The organism is Streptomyces sp. NPDC037290, assembly GCF_055603245.1.
In genome coordinates, this window is the sequence record NZ_JBVJVZ010000008.1 from 329,289 (window position 1) to 344,538 (window position 15,250).

Annotated in this window: 15 protein-coding genes; 6 read left to right on the top strand and 9 right to left on the bottom strand. The window is 71.6% G+C overall.

Annotated elements, in window-relative coordinates:
* Positions 1 to 84: 84 nt before the first annotated feature.
* Entirely contained in the window at positions 85 to 1,536 is a 1,452-nt protein-coding gene (locus ACZ7HQ_RS27565) for an amidase (protein ID WP_470995145.1), read from the bottom strand.
* Between the two features lie 268 nt (positions 1,537 to 1,804).
* Here ACZ7HQ_RS27565 and ACZ7HQ_RS27570 point away from each other — a divergent pair, with 268 nt between their 5' ends.
* The 3 genes from ACZ7HQ_RS27570 to ACZ7HQ_RS27580 all read left to right on the top strand — a co-directional run bounded on the left by ACZ7HQ_RS27570 (position 1,805) and on the right by ACZ7HQ_RS27580 (position 3,797).
* On the top strand, positions 1,805 to 2,548 hold the full coding sequence (locus ACZ7HQ_RS27570) for a hypothetical protein (RefSeq protein WP_470995147.1): 744 nt from the start codon (positions 1,805 to 1,807) through the stop codon (positions 2,546 to 2,548).
* 162 nt (positions 2,549 to 2,710) lie between these two features.
* Complete coding sequence (locus tag ACZ7HQ_RS27575) at positions 2,711 to 3,253, top strand: DUF6882 domain-containing protein (RefSeq protein WP_470995150.1); 543 nt, start codon at positions 2,711 to 2,713, stop codon at positions 3,251 to 3,253.
* A gap of 202 nt (positions 3,254 to 3,455) precedes the next feature.
* Complete coding sequence (locus tag ACZ7HQ_RS27580; RefSeq protein ID WP_470995153.1) at positions 3,456 to 3,797, top strand: hypothetical protein; 342 nt, start codon at positions 3,456 to 3,458, stop codon at positions 3,795 to 3,797.
* A 19-nt stretch (positions 3,798 to 3,816) separates the two neighbouring features.
* Here ACZ7HQ_RS27580 and ACZ7HQ_RS27585 read toward each other — a convergent pair whose 3' ends face one another.
* The 5 genes from ACZ7HQ_RS27585 to ACZ7HQ_RS27605 all read right to left on the bottom strand — a co-directional run bounded on the left by ACZ7HQ_RS27585 (position 3,817) and on the right by ACZ7HQ_RS27605 (position 9,186).
* On the bottom strand, positions 3,817 to 4,335 hold the full coding sequence (locus ACZ7HQ_RS27585) for a hypothetical protein (RefSeq protein ID WP_470995156.1): 519 nt from the start codon (positions 4,333 to 4,335) through the stop codon (positions 3,817 to 3,819).
* A 231-nt stretch (positions 4,336 to 4,566) separates the two neighbouring features.
* Positions 4,567 to 8,280, bottom strand: coding sequence for an nSTAND1 domain-containing NTPase (locus ACZ7HQ_RS27590; RefSeq protein WP_470995159.1), 3,714 nt, complete (start codon positions 8,278 to 8,280; stop codon positions 4,567 to 4,569).
* A 144-nt stretch (positions 8,281 to 8,424) separates the two neighbouring features.
* The gene (locus ACZ7HQ_RS27595; RefSeq protein WP_470995162.1) at positions 8,425 to 8,799 is read right to left on the bottom strand and encodes a hypothetical protein; all 375 of its coding nucleotides are present in this window, start codon (positions 8,797 to 8,799) and stop codon (positions 8,425 to 8,427) included.
* A gap of 5 nt (positions 8,800 to 8,804) precedes the next feature.
* Positions 8,805 to 8,927 carry a hypothetical protein gene (locus ACZ7HQ_RS27600; protein WP_470995164.1) on the bottom strand — a complete coding sequence of 41 codons (123 nt, stop codon included), beginning with the start codon at positions 8,925 to 8,927 and terminating at the stop codon, positions 8,805 to 8,807.
* 94 nt (positions 8,928 to 9,021) lie between these two features.
* Positions 9,022 to 9,186: a hypothetical protein gene (locus ACZ7HQ_RS27605; protein ID WP_470995166.1), complete on the bottom strand. Its 165-nt coding sequence runs from the start codon at positions 9,184 to 9,186 to the stop codon at positions 9,022 to 9,024.
* A gap of 322 nt (positions 9,187 to 9,508) precedes the next feature.
* Between ACZ7HQ_RS27605 and ACZ7HQ_RS27610 the strand changes: the two genes are divergently transcribed.
* Complete coding sequence (locus ACZ7HQ_RS27610; RefSeq protein WP_470995169.1) at positions 9,509 to 10,195, top strand: GNAT family N-acetyltransferase; 687 nt, start codon at positions 9,509 to 9,511, stop codon at positions 10,193 to 10,195.
* Positions 10,196 to 10,315: 120 nt separating this feature from the next.
* Here the strand turns inward: ACZ7HQ_RS27610 and ACZ7HQ_RS27615 are convergent, their stop codons facing one another.
* Positions 10,316 to 11,026, bottom strand: coding sequence for a histidine phosphatase family protein (locus tag ACZ7HQ_RS27615; RefSeq protein ID WP_470995172.1), 711 nt, complete (start codon positions 11,024 to 11,026; stop codon positions 10,316 to 10,318).
* 309 nt (positions 11,027 to 11,335) lie between these two features.
* Between ACZ7HQ_RS27615 and ACZ7HQ_RS27620 the strand changes: the two genes are divergently transcribed.
* Together ACZ7HQ_RS27620 and ACZ7HQ_RS27625 are read left to right on the top strand one after the other, a co-directional pair.
* Positions 11,336 to 12,001 carry a response regulator gene (locus ACZ7HQ_RS27620; RefSeq protein WP_470995328.1) on the top strand — a complete coding sequence of 222 codons (666 nt, stop codon included), beginning with the start codon at positions 11,336 to 11,338 and terminating at the stop codon, positions 11,999 to 12,001.
* On the top strand, positions 11,998 to 13,107 hold the full coding sequence (locus ACZ7HQ_RS27625) for a sensor histidine kinase (protein WP_470995175.1): 1,110 nt from the start codon (positions 11,998 to 12,000) through the stop codon (positions 13,105 to 13,107). Before ACZ7HQ_RS27620 ends, ACZ7HQ_RS27625 begins: the two co-directional genes overlap by 4 nt.
* Before the next feature lie 44 nt (positions 13,108 to 13,151).
* Here the strand turns inward: ACZ7HQ_RS27625 and ACZ7HQ_RS27630 are convergent, their stop codons facing one another.
* Positions 13,152 to 14,027 (bottom strand): universal stress protein, encoded by an 876-nt coding sequence (locus tag ACZ7HQ_RS27630; protein ID WP_470995331.1) that lies wholly within the window; start codon positions 14,025 to 14,027, stop codon positions 13,152 to 13,154.
* A gap of 489 nt (positions 14,028 to 14,516) precedes the next feature.
* Positions 14,517 to 15,239, bottom strand: coding sequence for a TetR/AcrR family transcriptional regulator (locus ACZ7HQ_RS27635; protein WP_470995178.1), 723 nt, complete (start codon positions 15,237 to 15,239; stop codon positions 14,517 to 14,519).
* Between the last annotated feature and the right edge of the window lie 11 nt (positions 15,240 to 15,250).

The window sequence follows — 15,250 nt, forward strand, 5'->3', positions numbered from 1 at the left end:
GTGCGCGACCCGGCCGGGAGCGAGGGCGGGTGCTGCTCGTTCCTCACCCTCGCTCCCGGCAGGATCCCCCGATGAGCGGGCGCCCTACTGCGGGATCTGGAAGCCGCCGATCTTCTGCTCGAGCAGTTCGGCCAGCCGCAGCGGGGTGCGGTCCTCGAACGTCGGGCCGATGAGCTGCACTCCCACCGGCAGACCCTCGGGGGACCGGCCCGCTGGTACGGCGGTGGCGGGCAGGCCGGGCATGGTGGCCACACCGGCCCAGACGAGCTGGTCGAGGTAGGGGTACTCGACGCCGTCGATGTCGATCCGGCGTTGCCTCAGATCGGGGTTGTGGTCGTGCGGGAACGCCGGCGTGGGCGTGACGGGACACACCACGGCGTCGAACTCGGCGAAGAGCTGCCGCCAGCCGTGGCGGTGGAGCTCCCGACGGCCGTTCGCCTCGATCCAGTCGAGGTGGCTGAACACCATGCCGCGCAGCCGCGCCGCATCGAGACTCCGGTCGTCCGGCCTCAGGCCGGCGGCCAGGGTCCGCAACTGCTCGAGCGCTTCGACGGGAATACGCGCCGCGGAGTTCGAGAACAGCAACTGCGTGTAGAGCACCGCGGCTTCGGTCAGGTCGGGCAGCAGCGGACTGTGCCGTTCGACGCGGGCGCCACCCTCGACGAGCGCGTCGGCCACCCGGTTCACGCCCTCCCGCACAGCGGACCCGGTCGGAATGAGCGGATGCTCGTCGAGGACCAGGACCCGGAAGTCGCACAGCCGCTCGTGGCGCGGGGGCGGCAGCGTCAGGTCGTACGCGACGCCGAGCGTCAGCGGGTCCGGTCCGGCCATCACGTCGAGCAGGAGCGCGAGGTCGCGGGCCGTGCGCGCCATCGGACCGACGACGGCGAGGTCAAGATCGGCCGGCAGCGCCGGCGCGGGCGGCGGGACCATACCGCGGGCCGCCACCAGCCCGAGTGTCGGCTTGTGTGCGTAGACACCGCAGAAATGAGCGGGGGTGCGCAACGACCCCCCGATGTCGGAGCCGATGGACAGCGCGCCGAAACCGGACGCCAGGGCCGCCGCTGATCCGCCGGAGGAACCGCCCGGCGTGCGACCGTGATCCCACGGGTTGTTGGTGGTGCCGTAGATGTCGTTGAAACTCTGCACATCCTGCAGCCCCAACGGCACATTGGTCTTGCCCAGCACCACCGCGCCCGCGGCCTTGAGCCGCGACACCTGCACCGCGTCCTCGGCCGGTACGTAGTCGCGGTGCGGCGGCATGCCCCAGGTCGTGGGCAGCCCGGCGATGTTGTAGGACTCCTTGACCGTCACCGGAACGCCCAGCAGCGGCCGGTCCTCACCGCGGGCGCGCGCCTGGTCGGCATCGCGCGCCGCGGCCCGTGCGCGGTCGAAGTCCGGCACACAGATCGAGTTGACGGCCTTGTCGTGCCGCTCGATTCGGGTGATCGCCTCATCGGTCAGTTCCGCCGAGGTCACCGCACCGGCACGCAAAGCAGCCACGAGTTCTTCGGCCGTCTGAAAAATCCATTCCATGAACCGGACCGTACCGACCCCTGGTGCAGGCCATAAAACGCCATTTCGCACCACCGGATTGAGGACTCACCCGGGTGTTGAGGGAGCTGATCTTGCCGCGCGCTGTCGCTGGAACAGCTCGCTGGGGCGCTGGGCCCGCCCGGCTCTCGGGTTCTCCTCGCCATCCGGGCCGCCCGTCGGCCGTCCGCACCACGGGGCCGAGGGGCCCTCCCACAAGCAACGGAAAAGCGTTCGACCGTCGGGTCCGGAAAGGGCATGATCCACATTCGTGACGACGTCGAAGCAGGTCATGGTCCGGGCCGCCGCCCGCAACAACGCCGAGTGGTGCGCCGTCATGGGCCGGGCGCACGGCTTGACGAGCGAGTTCGGGCCGCAGGCTTGGGCCGCCCCGACCCGCACTCCGCTCTACTACCCCGACGCGGTGACCCTCGTACCGGACGCCGACCCGAACGCCCTCGCGGCCCGGATCGACACCACCGCCCCCGGCGCCTCCGTCAAGGACAGCTTCGCCGACCTCGACCTGACCGAGGCAGGCTTCCACGTCCTGTTCGAAGCACAGTGGATCCACCGGCCGGCGAGTGCGCCCGCCATCGCGTCGGACCTCGCCTGGGACGTCGTGGACCACCCAGAGGCGCTGCGCGCCTGGGCGCTGGCCTGGGACGACGGGAACGGCGACGCGGACCTCTTCCGGCCCGGACTGCTCGACGACCCGGCCACGTTCGTGCTCGCCGGACGGTCCGTCGACGGCCGGGTGACCGCCGGAGCTGTGGCGAGCCGCAGCGACCAAGTGGTCGGAATCTCCAACGTCTTCGCACGGGACGGCGGACCTGATGCGGCCTGGCCGGTCGTACTGGCTGCGGTGCACGCGCTTTTCCCCACGCTGCCGGTGGTCGGATACGAGCACGGCGATGAGCTGGCGGCCGCCGCCCGCCACGGCTTCGAGCCGGTCGGGCCACTGCGGGTCTGGCTGCACGGCTGGACCGGGCGGCCTCAGCCTGTCCGACAGCCGTGATCACTGCGGCAGGCCGGACCCGGCCGCCCGGGTGGAGGACGTCCCCGCCCGTGAGGGACGGCATCGGCGAGCGTTCGGCGAGCTCGCGCTCGCCGGCCGCCGCGTCGGCCACGGTGCAGGCGCATCGTCGACTCGTCGGTGGTCTCTGGCACACTCGGTGACATGGGAATATCCAAGCGGGCCGACGAGACGGAGAGGGCCGGCCAGGCCGAGGAACGAGCCGACCTGAGCGTACTTCTGCTGCAGGGCGAAGACATGATCGAGCAGCTGGCCCGTGCGCACAAGTCCTGGGGGCTGGGTTCGGCAGACCGCTGGGATCTGGACCAGACGACCGGCATCATCACCTGGACCTTCCCCGACAAGACGGCGACGGCACCTGCCCAGATCCTCGGCAGCTTCAGCCCCGGCTCGCGTTCCTGGCTGTGGGCGTGGGCCAACAAGAGCATCCTCCCCGACATGAGCCGCGACGCCCGCAGGTTCCGGGACTGGGCAGAGACCAACGGGCATCCCGCTCTGGCCCAGGCAGAGATCAGCGCCGATGAGCAGGCAGCTTCGACGCTTGTGGCCTTGGCCGTCCGGGTCACAGGGGCAACCGGCTATTACAAGGGCCCAGGAGCCCGCTCCACCGTGATCATCACCTTCGGGCCGGTCACCCTGACAGCTGCAGACGGCAGCGTCTCCAGCTTCAAGGTGAACATCACCTAGTGCTGCGACCTTCGAACGGCGTCAGCTCGTCAAGCCGAGGACTGCACGACGACCTGCTCACCCTCAGCTCTCGCCGCTGCTCCCGGCGCACCCCGCCCGCCTGCCGCTGATTCACCGAAGGCGGGGAGGTAGCCCGGCTCCCGAGGGGGCACTCGAGATCTCCACAACGGCTCTTCGATGCCAGGCACTTGAGGGGGCAGTTATGGCCTACAGTCCGAACCCTTACTTCAACACACCGATCACCCCGACACGGCCGCGCATGTTCGGCTCGACCGCCGCCCGCGTGATCTGGACCCTCGTGCCCGTGGTCAGCATGACCCTGCTCGCCGCCGTACCCTTCGTCGTGGCCGCCGTGAAAGGCGTCGTCAAGCCCTGGCTCGCCTTGACGTACGTGATTGCCGAAGTCGCCATCTTCGTGTTCTCCACTGCTGTGTCCGGCAACGACCCGAAGAACTGGACCGGTCTCCTGCTCGTCCTGCTCATGCTGGTGTCGGCGACGCATACCGCTCTGCTCGACAGCGAGAAGATCCGCATCGGCAAGTAGGACACCGGTTTGCCGCCGGTCAGCGGTGGTGGACAAGGGCTGCCGGGCAGTGCGCGGCACCAGTTCCGGCAGGGGTGGGCTGCTCCTGCCCCCCGCGCAGGAGCAGCTTGTGGGAAGGAACCCGCCTCAGGCGGATTTCGACGGGTTCCGCGGGTTCAGCAGATGTTCTGGACGTACCAGACCGGCTTCCAGCTTCCGTGGGGGTCCGAGGACGGGGCCCGTCGGTGGTGAAGATCCAGTTCTGTCGCTTGTCGAGCATGTCCGTCACGGTGTAGCGGCTCTGGTTGTTGTACCAGGAGCCGCCCGTGCCCATGCCGTCGGGGATCAGGTGCCTCTTGCAGTCCTTGTACTTGAATCCGAGCTCCTGGAAGTTGGCCTTCTTGTAGCCGCAGAAGTAGTACTTGGGGCAGTCGGCCGGCGCGGACCGCAACGCGGGCTGCGCGGCGTTCGACGGCGCCGTGGACAGCGCTACGGCGGCGAGTGCCCCGGCGGCCACGAGAAGGCGCCGCACGGACGCCCGTCGGCTGGAGTTCAGCATGTGAGGTTCCCTTCAGTGTCTGCTCGACGAGAGCGGAAACGACTGGAGCGGACCGGCGGGTCATCGATCGCGACCACAACTGTCCCTCCATCGGGCCCCGCAGGCGTCCGTCGTCCATCGCCGGACGTGTCCCCTCGGGGCTCGCATGACTGATCCCAGCGGATCGGTGCATTGTTCGGCAGCGCGCTCCCGGCTGCCGAACAATGGCCGCTCACCCGCCGGGTTCCGGTCTCACCCCGAGCAGGCGGTGTGTGAGGGCTGGTCCGGCAGATACGTCGAGCGTTCCTGCGCGGTGAGGTCGCGGTGGAGGGCTCGGCAGAGCCTGCTGATGGCTGTGGCGGGGGTGGGCAGGGCGATGTTCCACAGTCGTACGGTCCGGTCGCCGGCGGCGGTGGCGAGGGTGTGTCCGTCGGGGCTGAACGCCACCGACGACACGGCGTCGGTGTGCCCGGTGAGGGTGGCGAGCGGGTTTCCGGTGGCGGTGTCCCACAGCCGTACGGAACTGGCGGCGCTGCCGGGCGTGGCCAGGGTCCGGCCGTCAGGGTTGAACACGATCGCGAACGCGGGGGCGGCGCGTCCGGGCAGGGTCGTGCGCATGCGCCTGGTCTTCGTGTCCCACAGCCGTACGGTGCCGTCGCTGCCGGCGGTGGCGAGGGTGCGCCCGTCGGGACTGAACGCCAACGACTCGACGCTGTCGGAGTGGCCGGGCAGCTGTGTCAGCAGGCGGCCGGTAGCCGTGTCCCACAGTCGCACCAGACCGTCGGCACCGCCCGTGGCAAGGGTCCGGCCGTCCGGACCGAACGCCAACGAGCCCGTGCCGTCCACGAATTCGGGGAGCGTCTGGCGCAGGCGGCCCGTGCCGGCGTCCCACAGCTCCACCCCCTGCTCCACGCCACGGGTGGCGAGCGTACGGCCGTCCGGACTGAACGCCATCCGGAACACATCGCCCGTGTCGCCGGAAAGGCCGCCGCGCAGGCGTCCGGTGGCTGTGTTCCACAGCCGTACTCCACGGTCGCGACCGAGGGTGGCGAGGGTGCGTCCGTCGGGAGTGAACGCCACCGACGACACGTCTCCCAGGCCGCTGGACAGTGTTCTGCGAAGGCGTCTGTCGTCCGTGTTCCACAGGTCCACCCCATGGCCGGCGCCTGCGGTGGCGAGGGTGTGCCCGTCCGGGCTGAACGCCACCGAGACCACTTGTCTCCGTGGCCCGGAGAGGACGGCACGGCTGGGGCCAGCCGCCGTGTCCCACAGGCGCACGCTCTGGTCGCGGCCGCCGGTGGCGAGGGTGTGGCCGTCCGGGCTGAACGCCACTGCGAGCACGGTGTCCGTGTGGCCGGTGAGCGTCACCAGGGTGGTGCTGGTGGCCGTGTCCCACAGCCGTACCGTGTCGTCGGCTCCGGTGACGGCCAAGGTGCGCCCGTCGGGGCTGAAGGCCAGTCGTGCCGGGCCATCGGTGGGTTCGGGCAGGCTTGCGCGGAGGCGGCCGACGGCCGTGTTCCACAGCCGCACCGTGTTGTCGTACCCGGTGGTGGCGAGGGTGTGCCCGTCGGGGCTGAACGTTACGGAGAACACGTCGGAGGGCTGTGCGGGCAGGCTTTTCCGGAGCCGCCCCGTCACCGGATCCCACAGTGTCAACGCGTGTCCTTTGCCGCCGGCGGCGAGCGTGCGGCCGTCGGGACTGAACGCCACGGCCATCATGCCGCGGGTCCGTGCGCCGAGGCTCCTTCTCAGGCGAGCGGACGCCGTGTCCCACAGCTCCACCGCACGGCCTTCACCAGCGGTGGCAAGGGTACGGCCGTCAGGGCTGAAAGCCAGCGAAAACGCATCGGTGGGGCCGGGCAGGCCGGTGCGGAGGCGGCCGGTGGCCGGACTCCACAGTTGCACCCCGTGGTCGAGTGCGGCGGTGGCGAGGGTCCGTCCGTCCGGGCTGAACGCCATGGACCACACCCATGCGGGGTGTCCGGTCAGACTCCTTTCAAGACGTCCGGTCCTGGCGTCCCACAGCCGCACCGCGCCGTCGCGGCCCTCGACACTGGTGGCCAGGGTGCGCCCGTCCGGGCTGAAAGCCGCCGATGTCACAGCCCCGTGCCGGCCCGGGATCCTGTACCGCAGAGGTATGGCGGCGGCGGCGTAGAGGCTTTCGACGGCTTGAGGCGTGGGGCTGGTTCGGTAGGCGCGGATGGCCAGCAGGGAAGCGAGGTCGGAGTCCGTGCCGATGAGACCGGCGGACTGTGCGGCCAGTTGACGCGAGAGGGCCACCTGCCGTGCGGCATCCGCGTCGTGCCTGTGCTGGTCACTGACACGGCTCTGCTGCCATGCGACCAGCACCGCGACGGCTGCCAGGACCAGCAGGACGGACAGGGACGCGGTGAGGGCGCGCAGGCGCCGGGTGGTGCGGCTGGCGGCGTGTTCCTCCCGCTCGCGCGCCTGCAGGCTGGTGGCAAGGAAGGTGTGCTCCAGGACAGTCAGGTCCGGGCGGTGTTCTTCGCCGAAGTGTTCCTGTGCGGTGGTCAGGCGGCTGCCGCGGTACAGAGCACCCGGATCGCGCCCGAGTTCCTCCCAGGCCCGGGCGGCCTCGGTCAGCCTCCGGTGTGCGCGCAGGCGTTCGCGGTCGGCTTCGATCCAGCCGCGCAGCCGTGGCCAGGCGGTCAGCAGGGCCTCGTGAGCCAGGTCCACGGTGTCGTCGTCCTGGGTGAGCAGTCGCGCCCGGGTGAGGGCCTCCAGGACCTGAGCGGTCTCGGGTCCGCCAATGTCCTGCAGTTCTCCGCGTTCGGCGGGTCTGCGGGTGTCGGGGGTGCCCTCGCCGGGCGTCACCAGGCGCAGCAGTACGCGCCGTGCCGCGCCGGCCTGGTCCTGGTCGAAGTGGCCGTACACATCCTCGGCGGTCCTGGCGATGGCACCGGCGAGGCCGCCAGCGGCCTCGTAGCCGGCCATGGTGAGTGTCTTGCCGCGGCGGCGGCGCCAGGTCTCCAGCAGCACGTGCGACAACAGCGGTAGACCGCCCGGGGCGTCGGCGACCTCCTGGACCAGCCGGGAGGTCAGGGCCCGTTCCACGGTCAGCCCGGCCGCGGCAGCCGGTCTGACGATGACCTCCCGCAACTCCGCCGGGCTCATGGGCCCGGCCAGCAGGTGGGCGTCGCGCAGGGCGTCGGTGAGATCGCGGTGTTCGGCGCAGTGGCCGTAGAAGTCGGCGCGCACGGCGATGAGGACCCGTAACCGGCTCTCGGGCCGACGGGCGGCCAGCAGCTGGTCGATGAAACGGGCACGCTCCGCGGGATCCTGGCAGAGGGTGAAGACCTCCTCGAACTGGTCGACCACGATGAGCGTGTCCGCCTCGGCCGTGCCGGTGCCGGGGTTGGTGCCGCCGGGCTCGAAGAGGCGGGCGTGGCTGTGGGCCGGGCGGTCGCCGGGAGCGAGTATGCGGATCGCGGCCGGGCGCAGAGCTGGGTCCTGGGTGTGCTGGAGCCTGGGGATGAGACCGGCGCGAAGGAGGGAGGACTTGCCGCTTCCGGACGGTCCGAACACGGCCGCGAACCGCCGTCGGCGCAGCAGTTCCAGCAGATCGGTGGTGAGTCGTTCGCGGCCGAAGAACAGACCGCCGTCGCCGGCCTCGAACCGTGCCAGTCCCTTGTACGGAGGCTCCGTACGCTCTCCGTCTTCCTCCGGACCCGAAGCGGCGACCTCTTCCACGGCGTGCTTCCACCGGGCCTCCCACTCCACGGGATCGCCTCCGCAGGCCCGCACGTACGCCAACGCCACGGGCAGGGTGGGCAGTTGCTCACCGGCCGCTGCCTGGGACAGCGTCGTGACCGCGTACCCGGCCCGCTGCGCGAGCACGCGGTAGGTGATCCCGCCCGCCTCTGCGCGCAGTTTGCGTAACTCGAACGCGAACCGCTGCACCGGGCCCGCCCCGGGATCCACCGGCACCTCACGACGTCCCGCCACCGCTTCACCCCGTTGAGCCGTTCCCGTGCCAGGCCACGCTACGCAGCGTCGCCGCCGCTCATGTAGATCGTCTCCGGCCATTGTCCGGTCGCTGGAACAGCCCTGCCGACCCCGCGAAGCAGCGGCGAGGACGGCGCGCGGCAGCTACTCCGGGTCGTCCCGGGACACTCCGGCGAAGACCGGTGCGAGCGCAGGAAATCCAGCAGCACGGCGTTGAATCGCTGCGGCTGTTCGAGGTTCGGCGGATGGGCGGCGTCGTCGATGACGACGAGGGTGGCGCCGGGGACGAGCGTGGCGGAGGGCGGTGGTGACGTGGTGCAGGAGCCGGGGGACGTTCGCTGGGGAGGGGAGGTGGGGGAGGGTGTCGCCCATGCACACGACCACGGAGGCCGTAGCGGCCTCCACCACGTGGGGGAGCGCCCGGCGGATGTCGTCGTGCACCGGCCGGATCGCTCCGGCCAGGCCCGCGCCGGCGGCGTACGCGGCGAACTCGTCGAGCAGTCGGGCACTGGTGTCCACGGCGATCACCGGGACGGGGCCGAGGCGGGCCGGCGCCAGCGTCTGCGGGCCGGGCCGCAGCCGAGGTCGACCGCGATGCCCCCGCCGTCCTCGCCGGCCTCGGCCGTCAGGCCCACCTCCCGCAGCACCGCGGCCTGTCCGAGGCCGCCGCCTCCAGGTCACCGCCCATCATCCAGGTGTAGTGCTCCGCGAGCAGACGTTCGTAGTGCTCGGCGGCGGTGGTCACGGCGGTGTCCCTTCGACGCGGTCGCCGGTGGCCACCGACTGTCCGGACAGGACCCAGGCGGCGAGGTAGAGGTGGGTGAGTGCGGCGCCGAGCGCGGCGCGGTAGGTCGGTGCCGCCTCGGCGTAGCGCCGCCGGCCGGCCCCGGTGATGCTTGCGGCCACCGCTCGCCCGTCGTCGGGGGCGGCGGCCCGTGCCGCCGCTGAAGCGTGCCGTCCGGGTGTTTTTCCACCCGGCCCAGCAGTCGTACCGCCATGCACCAGCGGTCGTCCTGTGCGTCGGCGGCAGGCGAGGGGCAGGGGATGGGCAGTGTGTTCACGTGGGTAAAGGGCGCGTGATGTGGGGAAAGTGAGCTGCCGTCAGGCTCCGAGCGGTTCACCTGGCTCGGAAAATCGCGCGACACGGCGCGATGCCTCTGGAACGCTGCCGACGGGCCTGGATCTACGGTCCATGTGCGAACGGCCGTGCGAACACCGGGGGTTGCTGATGGGTTTCACGTTGGAGGGACCGGTTCTGGACGGCACATTCGTGCGCCTCGAGCCCCTGGACCACCGCCACGCGGCGGACCTGGCGGTGGCGGCGGAGGAGGACCGCAGCTCGTACCGGTTCACGTGGGTGCCCACGGCGGCCGGGATCCCCGGGTACATCGACGCCCAGCTCGCGCGTGCCGCCGCCGGGAAACTGGCTCCGTACGCGCAGATCGACCGGGCGTCAGGTCGAGCGGTCGGCGCCACGGCCTACTGGGATCCGCGGTTGTGGCCGGAAGGGGACGCCCTGTGCGCGGTCGAGGTCGGGTTCACCTGGCTCGCGGCGTCGGCCCAGGGCTCCGGGGTGAACACCGAGGCGAAGTACCTGTTGTTCCGACACGCTTTCGAGCACTGGAAGGTGGCACGCCTCGACCTGAAGACCGACGCGCGCAACAGCCGCTCGCGTGCCGCGATCGAACGGGTGGGCGCCCGGTTCGAGGGAGTACTGCGGAACTGGTCCCGGTCCTGGGTACCGGGCGAGGACGGCCGGCTCCGTGACTCGGCGATCTTCTCGATCACCGCAGCGGAGTGGCCGGACTGCCGGGCCCGTCTCGAACAGCGGATCGCCCGAAGCCTCGAACACCACCGGGGCCCACGTGTGACCCCGGGGACGAGGACCCTCACGGGCGAACGCGGTACACGCTGACTGGGACCGATCAACGGGTACGCCTGGGGTGTCTGCGGCGAGGCGGAAGGCTGTTCGGGCAACCCAAGCGCGCGGGACCTACGCGCTGGTACCTGGCACGCGGCGAGGCGGTGAACGAGTTCAGGCCGCGGTGCCCTTCCTGCGAGAGCCACCGCCCTGGAACGACGCGGCCTTGTCGCTGCAGACGTACGTCCCGCGATGACCGACCGGTCGCCGGTGCTCGGGGAGCGGGCCTCGGGGGAGAGGCGGACGCCGCACCACACCGTGCGCGGGGGAGGCGTAGGCCGGCTGCACGCTCCAGCCGTCGGCGTGCCAGGTGAGGCAGACGGTGTACGGAGGCGACACCTGGAGTCTCCAGAATGCCCGGGCCGGCGCGGACAGGGCGTGCACGAGCAACGCCCGGATCACGGCTGGTTCGGCGATGACCAGGCCGCTGCCCGTCTCGGCGGACACGCTGTCGAGCCAGTTCGCCGTCCGGTGACAGAGCCGGCGTACGGTCTCGCCACCGTGGGGCGAGGCATCCGGGTCGGTGAGCCAGGCGGTGTATCCGTGCGGGTCGGCGGCGACGACGTCGGCCACCGCGCGGCCGCGCCATGCGCCGTAGTCGATGTCGCGCAGCGCGGGCTCCGCGGTGGGCGTCAGTCCGAGGGCCGCGGCGGTCTGCGCGGAGCCGGCCGCAGGCGAGCACATGGCCCAGGAGTGGGGACGCAGCGCTGCCAGGGCGGCGCCCGCCGTAGGGGGGTCGTACCCGCTGCCGGGGGCGTGACCGAAGACGGCGTGCGCGGAGGTGTCCGCGGGGTGCGCACACAGAAGTGTCAGGCGGATCGTCATGCTGCTGCGCTCCTTTCCGGACCGCCGGCCGGCAGGGACGTCCTCCCGCCGGTGGTGGTCTTCCGGCGGCGGTGGGCGGTTGCCCTGCCCACCTGATCGACGTCGCAGGCCATGGACGGTAGGCGTCGGGCGCCATGCCTCCCAGGTTCGGCCGAACAGCCCCGCCGTGGCCATCCGGCAGGAGTCGGGAACGTCCCCGCCGACCGGCTGGTGCCGACCCGCCACCTGGAGTGTCCGTGTGCCAGCGGAAGCGGGGCGCCTGTCGGCGTGGTACGACGGACAGTGATCGGAAGGCCGATGGGAGCACACGTGGTCCGGGTACTGGTGGTCGACGACGAGGCACTCATTCGTACGGGCTTCAAATGCATCCTGGACGCCGCGGACGACATCGAGGTCGTGGCGGCGGTTCCCGGCGCCGAGGCGGTCCGCACGGCGCAGGAGACCCACCCGGACGTCGTACTGCTGGACATCCGCATGCCGGACGTGGACGGACTCTCCGTCCTCGCCGATCTGCGCCGGCTGCAGCAGCCCCCCGTGGTGGCCATGCTCACGACGTTCGACATGGACGACTACGTGGCCACCGCCCTGCGCTGCGGAGCGGCGGGATTCCTGCTCAAGGACACCGACCCGGAGGAGCTGCCGTTCCTCGTGCGCGCCCTGGCCGACGGTGGCGCCGTGCTGTCGTCCAGGGTCACGCGGGCCGTCGTGGACGGATTCCTGGAGGCGGGCGGCCAGGGGACCGCCACCCGCAGCCTGGACCGGCTGACCGAACGTGAACGCGCCGTGCTCGTCCTGATCGCCGAGGGACTGTCCAACGCGGACATCGCCACCCGGATGCACCTGAGCACCGGCACGGTCAAGGACCACGTGAGCGCCATTCTCACCAAGCTCGAGGTCTCGAGCCGCGTCCAGGCGGCGCTGGTCGCCGAACGCGCCGGCCTCCTCAGACCGCCCCGAAGCCTGGAGCCGGGATGAAGTCCCGCTCCCTGGCAGCCACCGTTTTGCGCGACGCCGTCCTCATCGGCGCGGCACTCCTCGACGTCTTCGTGCACGTCACCCTGGACGAGCCGCTGCGCTTGGCGGTCGCCCTGGCCGCCGCCTGCCTGCTCCTGCTGCGCCGGCGCCTTCCGCCGCTCATCTTCCTGCTCACCCTCCCCTCCGTCCTGCTCTCCGATGCGATCTTCGCCTCCCTGGCGGCGCTGTACACGCTGGCCACGGTCACCCGGCGCCGGGTGCTCCTGGCGGTGTGTGCCATGGCGTACACCCTCTGCGACATGACCCGGTGGACACCGTCACCGCACCTCGATCTGTGGAATCCGTCGGCCCTGATCACTCTGGGCTACACCGCGGCGACGGCCGCGGCTCCGGTCTTCCTCGGCCAGCTCGTCCAGGCCCGCCGTGACCTGTCGCTGCGACTCACCGAGATCTCGCAGGCACGCGACCACGAACGGCAGCTGAGCGCGCAGGCCGTCCTCGCCGAGGAACGCGCACAGCTGGCCCGCGAGATGCACGACGTGGTCTCCCACCAGGTGAGCCTTATCGCCGTGCGGGTCGGAGCCCTGCAGGTCGCCACCCAGGACGCCGAGGTCAGACAGGCCGCGGCCACCATTCGCCGGCTGAGCGTGCAGACACTCAACGAACTCCGGCACATGGTCAACGTGCTGCGCGGCTCGCACGACCGCCCCACGGAACTCACCCCCCAGCCCTCCCTGACCGACCTGCGGCGACTGATCGACACCAGCGGCATCGACGCCGACCTGACCACGGACCTGCCCGGCGACCTTCCGCCGACCCTCCAGCGCGCCGTCTACCGCACCATCCAGGAAGCGCTGACCAACGTACGCAAACACGCACCAGGGGCCACGGCCGACGTGCGCGCCTGCTACGCGGGTGACACCGTCCGCGTCACGGTCAGCAACACCGCTCCGACCCGGCCCGCGCTGCCCCTGCCCAGCGCGCACTACGGCCTGGTCGCCCTGCGGCAGCGGGCCGCCCTCCTCGGCGGCGTCGTCACCTCCGGCCCCACCGCCGACGGCGGCTACACACTCCGCCTGGAACTCCCGGTCAAACGGACGCCCTGACCGAGCCCGACCCACCCTGACCTACAGAAGCGGGCTGCGGTGCCTCAGACCGGCTCGGGGACGACGGCGACCGGGCAGTCCGACCGGTGCAGCAGGGCGTGGGCGATCCTGCCGAGCTGCAGACCGGCATGTCCGTGCCGGCGCAGGGCGCCGACGACGATCAGATCGGCCTCGGCCGATGCCTTCAGGAGGATCCGGTGGGCGGGACCTTCGACCGGCCGGCGACGGATGTCGACGGCCGGGTGTTCCCGTGTGGCCTCACGCAGGGAGTCGTCGAGGCCGGCCGAGGCCCGTTCCTCGCACCGGCGGGCGTCGTCGTCAGCGACGGGCATGTGGTCCACGGTCTGCGGGGCCGGGTTCCGCCAGGCCCGTACGGCCGTCAGGGCGCTGCCCCGCACCTCCGCCTCGCCGACGGCGAACCGTACGGCGCCCGCGCCGCCGTTCGAGTCTCCCGTCCCCACCACGACCCGGCCGAAGGCTCCCTGACGGTTCGGGACCGCGCCACGGACCACGATGACCGGGCAGACGGCGCGAGCCGCCACCGCGAGGCTGACCGACCCCAGCAGCAGCCCCGCGACCTCGCCCCGCCCACGGGAGCCCGTGATCAGGGCGAACGCCTCCGGCCCTGCCTGCAGCAACGCGGACGCGGCATCATCGGGCAGTACCTCGCCCGACACCTTCACCTCGGGGTTGCGCAGCTGGGCACGCTCCACGCTGCACGCGATGATGTGCTGCGCCATGACCGTCTCGGCAGGGCGGTCGGTGCCGAACGACGGTTGCGTGTCCTCGTAGCGCTCCCACAGCGAGGCGTGGATCAGACGCAGCGGCAGCCCGTGCCGTGCCGCCTCGTCCACCGCCCAGTCGACGGCCAGCAGACTGGACTCCGATCCGTCGACACCCACGACCAGCGGGAGTTCCATCTCCGCCACCGCCTTCTCCGTCCGGCTTACCAGAGACCCCTGGGAATACCGTGGCATCGTCCGAGCGCCGCCGCGACACACCGGCCGGGTCCCGGATCGGATGGCCCACGGCCGGACGGCGGTCCACGAGGGTGCGGTGATGCCGGAGTCGTACGGCCTGACCCAGTCCTGCGGCACCTCCCCGAAGAACACGGGATGGCCCGGACGCTCCGCACATCCCGTGCCACGAGATGACTCCGTCCGTGGTGCCCGCCGGGCGCGCCGCCCCGTCCGAAGAGACCGTGCGGGTCGGAGCAGCAGCGGCTCGGCACCGACCGCGCCAATGGCTGCGGAGGCGGCGAGGGCCGAGTGGCGCCCACCCCTGACCGCAACGGTGCCGCGGTGCACGAGGCCGGCCGACGGCGGGCGAGGCCTGTCCGCCGGATCATGCCGGAGTCGCGGGGCCGACGCGACGCCGTTCGGGAGCCGGCATGGCCCGCCGCCCAGGCCCTAGCGGTGGGCGAGGCCGTCGATCATCAGGGCGAGCGTGAAGTCGAACCGGTCGTGGCCCTCGCCTGCGGTGAGCTCGGCCGCGTAGCGAGTGGTGTGGGGGAAGGTGCCGGCCGGCAGGGCGGTGAACCGGCGCCGCAGCTCGTCGCGGTCCAGGACCCAGGCAGCGTCGTCATGTGCCGATCGCTGGCGCACGATCGATACCTCGAGGCAGTAGGCGGCCACATACAGCAGGAGGGCGTCGACGGCCCAGGCGGCGGCCTGCGGGGTGACACCGCCGGCGAGCAGGATCGCCAGCATCCCCTCGCTGACGCGCAGGGTCTCGACGTCGGTGGGGGCCATGGCGAGCGCGGCACGGGAGATTCCCGGGTACTTCAGGTACTGGTCACGTATCTGGGTGCACACGCCGCGGATCTGCTCCCGCCATGAAGCGGGGTCGGGCGCGGGCAGTACGAGCTCGGCGCACAGCCGCCCGATGAGCAGCTCGTCGAGGTCGGCCTTGTTGACCACGTGGGCGTACAGCGAGGCGGGTCCGGTGTCGAGCACGCCGGCCAGCCGGCGCATGGTCAGAGCCTCGTAGCCCTCCGTGGCGATGACGGCCAACGCGGTGTCGACGACCTGGTCCACGGTGATCGGGGCCTTGCGGCGCCGCGGCCTGGGGGCGGCTTCGGCCTCGGGGGTCGGCGGCATGTGACGGGCCGCGCGTCGCTCTCTCGGGTTCACCCGACCACTAT

Bases quoted from the DNA above. Each gene is read 5' to 3' on its own strand.
- ACZ7HQ_RS27565 (WP_470995145.1), bottom strand. From the start codon at position 1,536: ATGGAATGGATTTTTCAGACGGCCGAAGAACTCGTGGCTGCTTTGCGT.
- ACZ7HQ_RS27575 (WP_470995150.1), top strand. From the start codon at position 2,711: ATGGGAATATCCAAGCGGGCCGACGAGACGGAGAGGGCCGGCCAGGCC.
- ACZ7HQ_RS27580 (WP_470995153.1), top strand. From the start codon at position 3,456: ATGGCCTACAGTCCGAACCCTTACTTCAACACACCGATCACCCCGACA.
- ACZ7HQ_RS27585 (WP_470995156.1), bottom strand. From the start codon at position 4,335: ATGCTGAACTCCAGCCGACGGGCGTCCGTGCGGCGCCTTCTCGTGGCC.
- ACZ7HQ_RS27610 (WP_470995169.1), top strand. From the start codon at position 9,509: ATGGGTTTCACGTTGGAGGGACCGGTTCTGGACGGCACATTCGTGCGC.
- ACZ7HQ_RS27615 (WP_470995172.1), bottom strand. From the start codon at position 11,026: ATGACGATCCGCCTGACACTTCTGTGTGCGCACCCCGCGGACACCTCC.
- ACZ7HQ_RS27625 (WP_470995175.1), top strand. From the start codon at position 11,998: ATGAAGTCCCGCTCCCTGGCAGCCACCGTTTTGCGCGACGCCGTCCTC.
- ACZ7HQ_RS27630 (WP_470995331.1), bottom strand. From the start codon at position 14,027: ATGGAACTCCCGCTGGTCGTGGGTGTCGACGGATCGGAGTCCAGTCTG.